Raw genomic sequence first — 12,248 nt, 5'->3', positions numbered from 1 at the left:
CCGGCCGCCGAGAACCGAATTTTAATAGTGCTTCAATCGAATGGCGCTGGCCGGCGGGGATTCCGTATCTTTCAGATCGTAGTTCGAATCAATGAAGACGGGGATCGCTTCGGGGAATTCCCGAAGCAACGCGTTCAAGTTCCGGGGCTGGTTTTCGAACACAGCCACGACGCTCCCCAGCTCCCGGATTCGATTACAGGAGTCTTGTTTGAATTTGAAGTCTTTGATTTCCGGGCTCGACTTGAGCATGAGAATCGCCGTCTTCCCATCCAGCGGGAGGCCGTGCTTTTGAAGGCTTTCTTCGGTTCCTTTGCCCATTTGCGGGGTGTCCCGGCCGGTCAGATACACGATCAGCGCGCCTTTGTCGTGGCACGCGTTTACGAACGCCGGGCCGCCGGGAATAGGCTCGTCGATAACGACGTATTCGTTGGTGAAGAACCGCTTGAACCAGAAATTCCTCACCGAAGAAACCGTTTCAGCGGTTGTAACGGATATATTTTTGAGGGTATCGACGATACTGTAGCCTGCGTCTTTGGCCGTTACCTGTGAAATAGCCTTGGCGTCAGGATTCGAACTGTTTTCCTTTGCCCATTCCTGAAGGATTCGGACATTTCGTTGCGCGGTGTCGAACAGTGTTCCATCGAGATCGAACACTACGACGGGAATTTTCTTTTCTGCCACCGTTTTTTCAACGGCGGCGATGACCGAAGCGAGATCTTTTGTTTCAGGAGCTTTGGCGATAACCGGATTCAAAAGACCCAGGCACAGCACACACACCAAGAATGAAACGATCAATGTACGCATGTGAGTCGACCAACCTTTCCTTTTCAGATGTTTACTTTCGTAAAGTTGCAATCAGACGTTTCGGATGCCGAAGCAAATCCAGGGCAGATATAATATCATTACATATAATATGTGCGGCAAGGCAGGTTTCCGTTGCCGCCCCTTCCGCCTGCATGACCGCAATTCCGAGAGCGGCCTCTTTCAGCATCAGCCGGTCGTTCTGGCCGTTGCCGATGGCGACGACCTGAGCGGCGTCAAGGGAATGCACGATCTGCTGTTTTGCCCCGGCTTGGTCATCCTTCCCGAGGATGGCCAACGCGGCCTTGACGTTTTTCAACTGGCTTTGAGCCAACCCGAAGGTATCGGCGGTCAGGATGCGGATGGCCAGATGTTGAGAAAGCTCGTTCAGGGCTTCCTCGACACCGGGAAGAAGATACCCGTCGACAGCAAGCGTTCCGTTGTAATCCAGAACCAAGTGCTGCAGGGTCAGACGTTTGTAGCCTGGGATATCGATCTGAAGCATGGCTCAAGCATTCTTGAAGGTTTTTTTACCGGCAAAGCCGGCTGCGGAACCCAGTTCACGCTCGATGCGGAGAAGCTGATTGAATTTGGCGATGCGCTCGCTGCGACAGCCGGAACCGGTTTTGAGGTGGCCGGCCCCGACCGCGACGGTCAAATCGGCAATCGTGGTGTCTTCCGTTTCGCCGGAGCGATGGGAAACGAAGCAGTTATACTGATTCCGTTTCGCCAGATTGATGGCATCGAGAGTTTCGGTGATGGTTCCGATCTGGTTCAACTTGATGAGAACGGAGTTGGCGATTTTCTTCTGAATACCTTGGGCAATAATTTGGGGATTCGTGCAGAAAATATCATCCCCGACCAGCTCGACACGGTCGCCTAATTCACTCGTCAGCGCGCGCCAACCGTCCCAATCGTTTTCGGCCATACCGTCTTCGAGAAGGACGATCGGGTATTGCTTGGCCCAGGAAGCCCAGAGTTTCACCATTTCATCGGATGTTTTCTTCGATTTGTCGGATTTGAAAAACACGTATTTGCCGTCCTCCCACATTTCGCTGGCGGCGGGATCGAGACAAATGGAAATATCCCAACCGGGTTTATAGCCGGCCTTGGTGATCGCCTCCAGGATGATGTCGACGGCTTCCTCGTTGGACTTCAGGTTCGGGGCAAAGCCGCCCTCGTCGCCGACGCCCGTGCTGTATCCCTTCTGGTTGAGGATGGATTTCAGGGCGTGAAAGGTTTCCATGCCCTTGCGAATGGCCTCAGAGAAGCTGGAAGCCCGGTGGGGGGCGATCATGAATTCCTGAAAATCGACGTTATTGTCGGCGTGTTTTCCCCCGTTGATGACGTTCATGCATGGAACCGGAAGCAAAGTGGCCTGAACGCCGCCAAGATATCGGTAAAGCGGCATCTTGTGGACAGCGGCGGCCGCCCGGGCAACAGCCATGGACACGGCAAGAATCGCGTTGGCACCGAGATTTCCCTTGTTGGGAGAGCCGTCCAGGTCGATCATCAGACGGTCGATTTCGGTTTGCTGGGAGACATCTTTCCCGAGAATGGCGGGGGCGATTTTGGTTCGCACGTTTTCCACTGCTTTTAAAACGCCTTTTCCGCTGTACCGGGCCTTGTCGCCGTCGCGCAGTTCCACCGCCTCTTTTTCGCCGGTCGAAGCACCGGAAGGGACGATGGCCCGGGCTCTGGTTCCGTCGGCGAGGGTGATTTCCACCTCGACGGTCGGATTGCCGCGCGAATCGAGAACCTCAAAAGAATCAACCGAAAGAATGTTCACAGAATTTCTCCTCGAAATACTATATAGACCCTCTTATATACTCATGGCTCTCACTCATGTTTCGATTTCTGCAGCTTCACCGTTTGAGACCCAAGATGACAACGCCGATGCCGACGAGGGAAATACCAAGCCATTCCCTGGCTGTCGGGCGCTCTCCAAGAAACAGCGTGGCGAATACCGCGACAAGAACAAGGCTCAACTTGTCTACCGGCGCCACTTTCGAAGCGTCTCCCATCTGCAGCGCCCGGAAATAACAGACCCACGAAGCGCCCGTTGCCACTCCTGAAAGGGTGAGAAACAACCAGTTCCGAGGGCTCAGAGACAAAGGATCTCGCCACTTCCCCGTGTATTTCACGAACACGAACAATATCCCCAGGATCACGACGGTACGAAACAGCGTGGCGAAGTCGGAATCGATGCCGTCTATTCCGATTTTAGCACAGATTGCCGTGAGGGCTGCAAAGACGGCTGAACCCAACGCCCAGTAAAACCATGGCGGCATTATATCGGACATTCTTTTTTTACCTCGACTCCCTCTGGATCGTGCGTTTCGCGGATCGTTCGAATCGGACAACAGCGCCGGGACAACAAAACGACAAGATACGAAATGCAAACCCCGAGGAGCATGCCGCAGAGAACATCGAGCGGATAATGAACGCCGACATATACTCGAGAATATGAAATGACCAGGGAAAGGCAGGCCAGCGGGAACCCGGCGCACACCCCATACTCGAGCCAAACGAGGGCTGCCACGGCCGCCGAGTTCGCGGCATGAGACGAGGGAAAGGATTTGCTGCGCGAACACGGAACCAGCAGGCGCTTTTCCGCGGCTGCGCAACAGGGGCGTTGCCGACCCCACAGGGGCTTCATGAGATGCGAACTGGCTTGATCAGCAAGAGCCACCACCACAGCCATTCCGAGAGCGAGACGTCTGAACCTGCCGCTGAAGCCAAACAGCAGCAGAAACCAGAGGATCACGAGGAGCGGCACCCAATTCGATTGCGTGGTAATGATCGGCATGATGAAATCAAAGAACGGGTTTGTCCAAACTCCGTTCAGGGAATGGAATGCAGCCATGTCCAATGAGATCAGCATGACGCCGTCCCTTTTTCATGAGGTTGCGTCGGCATGTGGGAATGATGCTCGTGCTCGTGGGACGCCGGAAGATGCAGCCACCGGTCGGTTGCCTTCTTCGCGGCGATAGCTCCGATAGGGGCGGTCAGAAGAATGCTCAACGTCGCAAGAGCCAGAATGGTTTCCCCGGGGCCGGTCGGAAGGCCGGCGGCTTTCATTGCCACCAGGGGAGCGGCCCCAATAGCCGCTTGAACGCTTGCTTTCGGGAGCCAGGCCGCCGTTACCGCCATTTTCTCGCCCGAATCGAAATTCCCCCCGAACAAGGCCACCCACACACCAAGCGACCGGGCCAGGACTCCGGCGAAAATGATGAGGACTCCGGCCAGACCGGCATTCAAGGCAACCGTCGGGTTAAATTCAGCGCCAACGACGGCGAAAAGAATAATTTCCGCAAAGATCCAGATTTTGCTCAGTTTTGCGGCAATTTCATGAGCTATCTTTTCACGGCGGGTGAGAATGATGCAGCCGATGGTCATGGTAGCGATAAGTCCGGAAAATGGCGTTGCGAGGCTGGTTGTGCGTTCGATATTCACGAGCAGGAGCGCCAGCGCGAGAATCGCCAGGCCTCGTTTGGTTGCTCGCGGGTTATACGATTCAAACGCCTTGTACAAAATCACACCCACGATCAGACCCACCGCCAAACCGTTGAACAGCGCGACCGGGATTTTTACGAACTGATACGCCACACTTGCATCCGCGTGGGCATACATGGATATGAACACATTGCAAATCAGAATGTTCAAAATATTATCCAGCGATGCCGCAGTCAGGATCAGGTGAGGAATGTGCTTTTCAAGCCCCCGTTTCTCTTCGATGCATTGAAGCATGAAGGGAATGATGACGGCCGGGGAAACTGCCGGCAAAATGAACCCCAGGGTGAACGAAGAGTTCCAGGAGAAGGAAAACACGGTATGAGCGAGTGAAGCGATCGTGAGTGCCTCGAAAAGAGAGGGAATGATCGCAAGCAGGAGCAGTCGAATGCCGAATGTGCGAAGGGTTTGAAGGTGAATCGAAAAACCCGCTCGTAAAAGGATGACAACCAGCGCAATCAGCCGAAGATCCGTGCTGATCGCCAAAAGATTCGGGGCTACCTGATCGGTGCAATAGGGGCCCAAAAGAAATCCGACGCAAAGAATGCCGATGAATCCCGGAAGCCGAATCCTGCGAACGCCCCATTCGACCAACATCGAGAGGATGAGAATTTTTGCAAGACTGAAAGCCAAAGGACAATCCTTTACAAAATGATTTGCCTCGAAATCCGGATAAAAAAACTCCTGCACAGCGGCACACAAGGCCGGTTTGCAGGAGTCATCAGCTTGAAAAGCGGTTATCGGGGGACTCCATCCCCCTGAACAGATTTAAGTGTATCAAAAAAGTCTTGTGATTTCCAGAAAAAAAGGGAACCCCCGGAGCGAAGCCGGGAAGCAGTATCGAGTCATGCAGCATGAACATCACCCGTTCGCCCTGAGCTTGTCGAAGGGCGAAATGAGGAATCATCGGCAAGTGGCTGTTCGTGCTTCGACAAGCTCAGCACAAACGGTATCGAGTATGCGGGTGATTGTCGTGTTACTTGTGAGACGAGTCGTATGTCACCGGGGCTTGTACTGTTCGAAGGCTTTCTTGTCGAACGCGCGGCGGTAGGCCTCTTCGGGCGCGATCTTGCGCGACTTCACGAGGTCCGTCAGGGCCTGATCCATCGTCTGCATGCCGACCTGCTTGCTGGTCTGCATGATCGAGGTGAGCTGGAAGGTCTTGTTCTCGCGGATCAGGTTGGCGACGGCGGGCACGTTGACCAGGATCTCGAGCGCGCAAACGCGGCTCATGCCGTCGATCGTCGGGATGAGCTGCTGGGCGACGATGCCGACAAGCGCGTCGGCGAGCTGGGTGCGGATCTGGTCCTGCTGGTGGGCGGGGAAGACGTCGACGACGCGGTCGACCGACTGGGCGGCCGACGGCGTGTGCAGCGTGGCGAAGACGAGGTGGCCGGTTTCGGCCGCCGTGACGGCGAGCGAGATCGTTTCGTAGTCGCGCATTTCGCCGACGAGAATGACGTCGGGGTCTTCGCGGAGGGCCGAGCGCAGGGCGGCGGCGAACGATTTGGTGTTCACGCCGATCTCGCGCTGGTTGACGATGCACTGCTTGTGCTTGTGGACGAATTCGATCGGGTCCTCGATCGTCAGGATGTGGTCCTGCCGCTCGTCGTTGACCTGGTCGACCATCGCCGCGAGGGTCGTCGATTTTCCGGAGCCGGTCGGCCCCGTGACGAGGATCAGGCCCTTGTTGCGGCGCGCCAGATCCGACAGGATGGCCGGCAGCTTCAGATCCGCCACGGTCTTGATCTTCGACGGAATGACGCGGAAGACGGCCCCGATGCCGAGACGGTTGTTGAAGATGTTGCAGCGGTAGCGGGACACTTCCGGCAGTTCATACGAAATGTCGAGTTCGAGTTCCTTCTCGAAGCGGTCGCGCTGGTCGTTGTTGAGGAACTCGAAGATCAGCCGCTTCGTGTCCTTGCTCGACAGCGGCGGCAGGTCGGTGGGCCAGAGCTTGCCCTGGAGCCGCATCATCGGCGGCGAGCCGACCGTGAGATGAAGGTCGGATCCGCCCTTGTCGACGATCAGCCGAAGCAGATCGGTGATGGCATACTGCTCGCTATCCACCTGGGCGGCGCGTTTCGGCCGCTGTTCTTCGGGCCGGGACGTCGGCGCGGCAGGCATGGACGACGGCGAAGGAATGCCGGTCGCCTGCGGGATACCGGTGGAGGCCGGGATACCGCTCGACGGCGACGACGGCGACGAGGGCGGTCGCGGAATGCCGGTAGACGGAGGCAGACCCGGGGGCCGGGGAACGCCGGCCGCCGAGGGCGCGCCGGGCGGCGACGGCGGGCGGGGAACGCCGGGAGGCGACGGCGGCGCAACGGGGGCAGCCGGCGGCTGGGCGGGCGTTCCCGGCGCCGACGGCGGCTTCTGGGCGCCGTCGCCGCTTCCGAAGAACTTGTTGAAGAAACTGTCGTTATCGCTCATGGTTCACGTCTCAGAACAGGCGCAGGAACTCGTCCACGCTCGTTTCGCCGCTCGCGATGAGGGCCAGCGTGCGGTCTTCCAGGGTCGGAATCTCCTGCTTGCGGGCGAACTGGTAGAACTCCTGGTAACTCTGGCGACCGATCATCATGCGCCGCAACGTCGGCGACGTCGGCAGAAACTCGGTGACGAGCGTGCGGCCCGCGTATCCGGTCTGGTGGCAGGTTTCGCAGCCCACGGCCTCGAAGACGGTCGGCTCGGCCGGCAGGTGCATCCGCTCGGCGACGTCCGGCGGAAGCGTTCCCGGTTTTTTACACTGCGGACACAGCGTCCGGATCAGGCGCTGCGACAGGAAGCCGCAAAGAGAGCTGGCGATGACGACGGGGTCCGCGACTTTTTCCAGCAAGCGCACGACACTGCTCGGCGCGTCGTAGGCCATGAACGAGGTCAGGATCGTCTTCCCGCCCAGGCCGGCAAACCCGAGCTCCTCGACGATCGGCTGGTCTCCGGGGTGGTCGATGTAGACGACGTCGGGATCGAGGAGCAGGGCGAGCTCGAGGCCCTCCTTGATGGTCCCGATGCCGTTCTGGCCGATCTGGATCTGGGTGATCTGGGGAAGGTTCGCCTGCACCGGCTCTTCGACGGTGACGATCTTCTTCTTCTCGACGTCGAAGCTGCTCAGCACGTAGTAATGCGTCGTGGTGCGCCCCGACTCGCGCGGCCCGGTTATATAGAGGATGCCATGGTTCGCATGCACGAACCCGACGATCTCGTCGAGCACCGCTTTGCCGCCCTTGCCGATCTGGATGTTGATGTTGCTGAAGTCGTTCAGCTTGAGGATGACCATCTCGCCGTTCACGGTCGGGTAGAACATCGACTGGACGTTCACCCACCGACCCGAGACCGAGACGCGGAAATGGCCGACGGCCATCACCGGGGCCGCGCCGCCGCTCGGAACGGGCACCTGCGAAAGCACCTTGAGCTTCGAGATGACTTCCTGGTGAACCTTGATCGGGATCTCGAGTTTGCGCGTCAGGCAGGAGCAGGTACGGAATCGGATGACGACGCCCTTTTCCGACGGCTCGAAATGGATGCGGTCGACGCGGTTGATGATCGCCTGGCCTAGAATATAGTTGATGATTTTTTCCGGCGCCTCGAGGCCTTTCGGAATGCCCCGGTCGCCTTTTTCGCCGGTGGACTCCGGCGGCGGGGGCGGCAGGTCGCCGGTCATGCGCTCGCCGGTGTCGAGCGGCCCGTAGATCGCGGTGTAGGTCTGCTCGAAATCGAACTTCGTGCAGATCGAGACCGACACCTGCATGCCGAGCCGCGCGGCCAGCGTCTCGATGGCTTCGGACTCGAGCGGATCCACCATGCAGATATTGAACTGGTTTCCGGCCTGATAGAGCGGCATCAGCCGGAACTCGCGCGCGAACTCTGCCGGGACCAGCTTCACGGCGGCCGGCTCGACGATGTCGGCATTCAGGTGGATGAACGAGATGTTGAGCTGGTTTCCGAGCGCCCAGATGATGTCGTCCTCGGACACGATGCCGAGCTCGGTGAGGGCCGCTCCGAGTTTGAGTCCCTTCTCTTTCTGATACCCCAGCGCCTGCTTTAGCTGGTCGCCGTTGATCAGGTTGCAATCGATCAGGATATCGCCAAGTCGTTTCTTTTGCGTGCTCATGGTATCACTATTGTATAGAACCGGGGCATGCAAGGCAACAGAAAGAAAACGGCCGGCAACCCCGAACGGGTGCCGGCCGCATGTTTTCGCGTATTAGCGGCGGTTGGTGTTGATGGTTTCTTTCAGATCCTTGCCGGGAACGAAGCGGGCGACGTTGGTGGCCGGGATCTTGATGGTCTTCTTGGTCTGGGGGTTGATGCCGGTGCGGGCCTTGCGGGTCGCGACCTTGAACGAGCCGAAGCCGACGAGGCGGACTTCTTCGTGCTTCCGCATGGCGGTCTTGATGATGTCGAGGGTGGCGTCGAGGGCCTGGGTGGCCTGGGTCTGGGACAGGTTGGTGTTCTTGGCGATTTCCCGCACGAGTTCGATCTTCTTCACTTGGTGGATCCTCCTGGTAAAAATTGGGGTTGAGAACTGATGCAACAAGCCTACTTATTCAAAACCGGCCTGTCAAGCCCCCTTCGAAAATATTTTTCCCCCTGTACCCTTAGCGGAGCCGGTTTCGAACGTTCTCAAGCCGCTGGAAGAGCATGGACTGCCGCTCTCGGCTGTTTTTCAGGCTCTCCGTCAGCCCGCTCAGCCGTTCCCTGATCTGGTCGGCCGTCAGGCTCTCGGAACCGCCGGCATTCAAGCGGCTTTTCAACGTTTCGATTTCGGAAAGCAGTCGCGTGATTTCCTGCTGGACCATCACGAGCTGGCTCCGATTCCGGAGATACTCCTCGCGCAGGGCCGGCTGCCCGGTCGCGCCGAGCGCCCCGGACCGGGCTTGGCCGAACCTGGCCCCGATGCTCTCGGAAAGCGCGGCAGCGTCGATTTCCGCTCCCACCGAAGCCGTTTCCGGCGGCAATCCGTCCCGGGCCGCGCCGCCGTCTTCCCTGCGTTCATCGAGATGCAGCCGCCGATCCCGCATCTTCCGGAAAAACTCGGCGCTGGCCCGCGCCGAGCTCGTTTCCTGCCACGCCTCTTCGGTCCGTTCCTCCGGCTGCGCAGGAACGGCCGTTTCCGCGGGTTCCTGCCGGTATACCGGCTTCCAGCCCTCTGCCGTCGAAGGTTTCATCGGAGGCAGGCCGCGGGGCAGTTCCGCCCGCCCCGGACCGATCTTCATCGGGACGATGCTCTTCCATTCGCTCTGCATGCGGGCATCTTCGCCGGCCGGATCGAACCGCTTCACCGCTTCTCCTGTTTGCTCGCGGTCGTTCACGATCGCCATCATGCCGCGCTGGAGGACGAGCTGCCGGTTGCGCGCGTCGCCGTGCGCCCTCACCGAGACGATGCCCTCGAACGTCCGCACCCGCGTCCGGCCGAACCGGTCGACGGCCACGTCGAACGTGGTGCCGAGAACGCCGCAGAGCGTCGTCGGCGTCGTCACCTGGAAGGTGCCCGGTTGTTTTTTCAGGGCGAACCAGCACTCGCCAACCTGGAGCTGAACGCCTGTTTTCAAAAGGGTGACCCGCGTGTTTCCCCTGATGCGCAGCAGGCTCCCGTCGGAATACGACAACTCGGCCCGCGCCTCCCCTTCCGAACGAAGCATGTCCTGGAACCGGACGGCGATCGGCTCGGGCCCGAGATCGAGCCAGGTGCTGCCGCCGTTCCGGGAAAGCGCCGCCCGGCCGCGCAGCAACTGAAACGTCATCGTCTCATCCGCCCCCGCACAAAACGCCACGGAGGCCGAACAGGCGATCAGACCCGCCAGCAGAAAGCAAAGAGGGAAATACAGCCGGAACCATGCGCCACGCTTCATCAAACTATCCTCCAAGGACAGATGCTACCGTCCCGGGCAGTATACACCTCCTCCTCATCATCCATGAAGGGGGAAGCCGTTCAAACCGTTCCGACAAACCTCGCGGGTCCGAACTTCGTCCCGGCACTCGAGGGATGTTTTGAATGGACAATACGACTGTTTTGCGCTACGTTTGAGGTGAGAGGGACATTTCAAATCACCGTGAGAGGAGGCGTGCCATGGAAAACGACATCATCACGATCGAGTGTCCGTGCGGCGCTGTGTTCGAAGTCGAAAAGGAAGAGGTCGATATCTCGGGAGACCGCTGGACCCACTGCCCCAAGTGCAACCGCAAACTCCCCATCCCCGAGGAAAACGACGACTGAGTCTCACCCCACCCGTAACCAGAACCGGAGGTCCGACAGGACCTCCGGTCTTTTTTTCCGCCCACAGATATTATATTATTTATTATAAACAATGATCTGCGACATCTGCGGATCCTTCGTTTTCGATTCTCCTTGGCGAGACTGTTGCTCTCTCAGAACTCGGCGCTGCCGGTGGTGCGGGGGAAGGGCGCCGTGTCGCGGATGTTGCCCATGCCCGTCACAAACATCAGGAACCGGTCGAAGCCCAAACCGAAGCCGCTGTGGACAGCCGTGCCGTATGTGCGCGTCTCGAGATACCACCACATGCTCTCTTCGGGAATCTTGAACTCCTCGATCTTGCGTTTGAGCACGTCGTATCGCTCCTCGCGCTGCGATCCGCCGATGATCTCGCCGATGCCGGGCGCGAGCACGTCCATCGCGCGCACCGTCTTCCCGTCTTCGTTGAGCCGCATGTAGAACGCCTTGATCTCCTTCGGATAGTCGGTGAGAATCGTCGGTTTCTTGAAATGTTTCTCGACGAGATACCGCTCGTGCTCCGACTGGAGGTCGATGCCCCATGTGTCGACGGGATACTGGAACTTCTTCTTTTTATTTGGGGTCGAATTTTTCAGGATCTCGATCGCCTCGGTGTAGGTGATGCGCTCGAACTTGTTCTCGACCATGAAGTGCAGCTTCTGCAGCAGCCCCATCTCGCTGCGCTCCTCTTGCTTCTTCGTCTTTTCCTCTTCCGCGAGGCGCTTGTCGAAGAACTCGAGGTCGTCCTTGCAGTTGTCGAGAGCATAGCGCACGAGATATTTCAGGAAATCCTCGGCCAGGTCCATGTTGTCGTTCAGGTCGGCGAACGCCACCTCGGGCTCGATCATCCAAAACTCGGCCGCGTGCCGGGAGGTGTTCGAGTTCTCGGCGCGAAACGTGGGGCCGAACGTGTAGACCTTCCCGAGCGCCATCGCGGCAAGCTCGGCTTCGAGCTGGCCCGAGACGGTCAGGTTCGTGGCTTTGCCGAAGAAATCCTTCGAGAAGTCGACGCTGCCGTCCTCCTTCAGGGGCGGGTTCTTCGGGTCCAGCGTCGTGACGCGGAACATCGCGCCGGCGCCCTCGCAGTCCGACCCGGTGATGATTGGGCTGTGAACGTAGAAAAAGCCGCGGTCGTTGAAGAACTTGTGAATCGCGAACGCCATCGCGTGCCGGATGCGGAACATCGCGCCGAACGTGTTGGTGCGGAATCGCAGGTGGGCGATCTCGCGCAGGAACTCGAGCGAGTGTTTCTTCGGCTGAAGCGGGTATTTCTCGGGATCGGCGGCGCCGAGCACCTCGACCTTCTCAGCTTTCAGCTCGACCGCCTGGCCGCTGCCCTGCGAGGCAACGAGGTTGCCGGTGATGCGCACGGCCGCGCCCGTCGTGACGTCGGTCAGCATGGCCTCGGTAATCGAGCCGCCCTCGAGGTCGGCGACGGCCTGGAGATTCCGGATCGTCGAGCCGTCATTGACGGCGATGAAGGCGACGTTCTTGCTGGTGCGCTTCGTCCGGACCCATCCGTTGACGACGACGGGGGCGGAAGACGGGGACATCTTGAGTATCTGGGCGATAGTCGGCTGCATTGACGACGCACCTCCATGCGAATGATCCTGCGGCTTCGCGGCAGGCCTGCGAAAGCAGGTTATACCCCGAATCCCCTTCCGTCATCAAGTCCCGTCACAGGATCAGAGGAAGCGCGCCG

At 58.9% G+C, this 12,248-nt stretch carries 11 protein-coding genes and 1 riboswitch; of the genes, 1 reads left to right on the top strand and 10 read right to left on the bottom strand.

What is annotated here, in order from left to right; translation table 11 throughout:
• Positions 1-21 precede the first annotated feature (21 nt).
• The 9 genes from PLU72_10065 to PLU72_10025 all read right to left on the bottom strand — a co-directional run bounded on the left by PLU72_10065 (position 22) and on the right by PLU72_10025 (position 10,166).
• Positions 22-804 (bottom strand): hypothetical protein, encoded by a 783-nt coding sequence (locus tag PLU72_10065; protein HOT28525.1) that lies wholly within the window; start codon positions 802-804, stop codon positions 22-24.
• 31 nt (positions 805-835) lie between these two features.
• Positions 836-1,306, bottom strand: coding sequence for an HAD hydrolase family protein (locus PLU72_10060; protein HOT28524.1), 471 nt, complete (start codon positions 1,304-1,306; stop codon positions 836-838).
• A gap of 3 nt (positions 1,307-1,309) precedes the next feature.
• The gene (eno, locus tag PLU72_10055) at positions 1,310-2,590 is read right to left on the bottom strand and encodes a phosphopyruvate hydratase (protein ID HOT28523.1); all 1,281 of its coding nucleotides are present in this window, start codon (positions 2,588-2,590) and stop codon (positions 1,310-1,312) included.
• A 76-nt stretch (positions 2,591-2,666) separates the two neighbouring features.
• Positions 2,667-3,092 carry an EamA family transporter gene (locus tag PLU72_10050; GenBank protein ID HOT28522.1) on the bottom strand — a complete coding sequence of 142 codons (426 nt, stop codon included), beginning with the start codon at positions 3,090-3,092 and terminating at the stop codon, positions 2,667-2,669.
• A 586-nt stretch (positions 3,093-3,678) separates the two neighbouring features.
• Complete coding sequence (locus tag PLU72_10045; GenBank protein HOT28521.1) at positions 3,679-4,947, bottom strand: cation:proton antiporter; 1,269 nt, start codon at positions 4,945-4,947, stop codon at positions 3,679-3,681.
• Between the two features lie 72 nt (positions 4,948-5,019).
• A riboswitch (Fluoride riboswitch) is annotated at positions 5,020-5,081 on the bottom strand.
• Positions 5,082-5,313: 232 nt separating this feature from the next.
• The gene (locus tag PLU72_10040; GenBank protein ID HOT28520.1) at positions 5,314-6,747 is read right to left on the bottom strand and encodes a type IV pilus twitching motility protein PilT; all 1,434 of its coding nucleotides are present in this window, start codon (positions 6,745-6,747) and stop codon (positions 5,314-5,316) included.
• Between the two features lie 10 nt (positions 6,748-6,757).
• Positions 6,758-8,425: an ATPase, T2SS/T4P/T4SS family gene (locus tag PLU72_10035; protein HOT28519.1), complete on the bottom strand. Its 1,668-nt coding sequence runs from the start codon at positions 8,423-8,425 to the stop codon at positions 6,758-6,760.
• 93 nt (positions 8,426-8,518) lie between these two features.
• Entirely contained in the window at positions 8,519-8,803 is a 285-nt protein-coding gene (locus PLU72_10030; GenBank protein ID HOT28518.1) for an HU family DNA-binding protein, read from the bottom strand.
• Between the two features lie 109 nt (positions 8,804-8,912).
• Positions 8,913-10,166: a FecR domain-containing protein gene (locus PLU72_10025; GenBank protein HOT28517.1), complete on the bottom strand. Its 1,254-nt coding sequence runs from the start codon at positions 10,164-10,166 to the stop codon at positions 8,913-8,915.
• A 218-nt stretch (positions 10,167-10,384) separates the two neighbouring features.
• On the opposite strand from PLU72_10025, the gene PLU72_10020 reads away from it, so the two are divergent.
• Positions 10,385-10,531, top strand: coding sequence for a hypothetical protein (locus PLU72_10020; protein ID HOT28516.1), 147 nt, complete (start codon positions 10,385-10,387; stop codon positions 10,529-10,531).
• A gap of 152 nt (positions 10,532-10,683) precedes the next feature.
• Here the strand turns inward: PLU72_10020 and asnS are convergent, their stop codons facing one another.
• On the bottom strand, positions 10,684-12,129 hold the full coding sequence (gene asnS, locus PLU72_10015; GenBank protein HOT28515.1) for an asparagine--tRNA ligase: 1,446 nt from the start codon (positions 12,127-12,129) through the stop codon (positions 10,684-10,686).
• Between the last annotated feature and the right edge of the window lie 119 nt (positions 12,130-12,248).

The organism is Candidatus Ozemobacteraceae bacterium (genome assembly GCA_035373905.1).
Classification (GTDB): Bacteria; Muiribacteriota; Ozemobacteria; order Ozemobacterales; family Ozemobacteraceae; genus MWAR01.
Note: the sequence above shows the minus strand (reverse complement) of the source record. Positions and strands in the feature narration are given on the sequence as shown.

Coding starts and splice junctions, on each gene's coding strand:
- PLU72_10065 (HOT28525.1), bottom strand. CDS start 804: ATGCGTACATTGATCGTTTCATTCTTGGTGTGTGTGCTGTGCCTGGGT.
- PLU72_10060 (HOT28524.1), bottom strand. CDS start 1,306: ATGCTTCAGATCGATATCCCAGGCTACAAACGTCTGACCCTGCAGCAC.
- PLU72_10050 (HOT28522.1), bottom strand. CDS start 3,092: ATGCCGCCATGGTTTTACTGGGCGTTGGGTTCAGCCGTCTTTGCAGCC.
- PLU72_10040 (HOT28520.1), bottom strand. CDS start 6,747: ATGAGCGATAACGACAGTTTCTTCAACAAGTTCTTCGGAAGCGGCGAC.
- PLU72_10035 (HOT28519.1), bottom strand. CDS start 8,425: ATGAGCACGCAAAAGAAACGACTTGGCGATATCCTGATCGATTGCAAC.
- PLU72_10025 (HOT28517.1), bottom strand. CDS start 10,166: ATGAAGCGTGGCGCATGGTTCCGGCTGTATTTCCCTCTTTGCTTTCTG.
- PLU72_10020 (HOT28516.1), top strand. CDS start 10,385: ATGGAAAACGACATCATCACGATCGAGTGTCCGTGCGGCGCTGTGTTC.
- asnS (HOT28515.1), bottom strand. CDS start 12,129: ATGCAGCCGACTATCGCCCAGATACTCAAGATGTCCCCGTCTTCCGCC.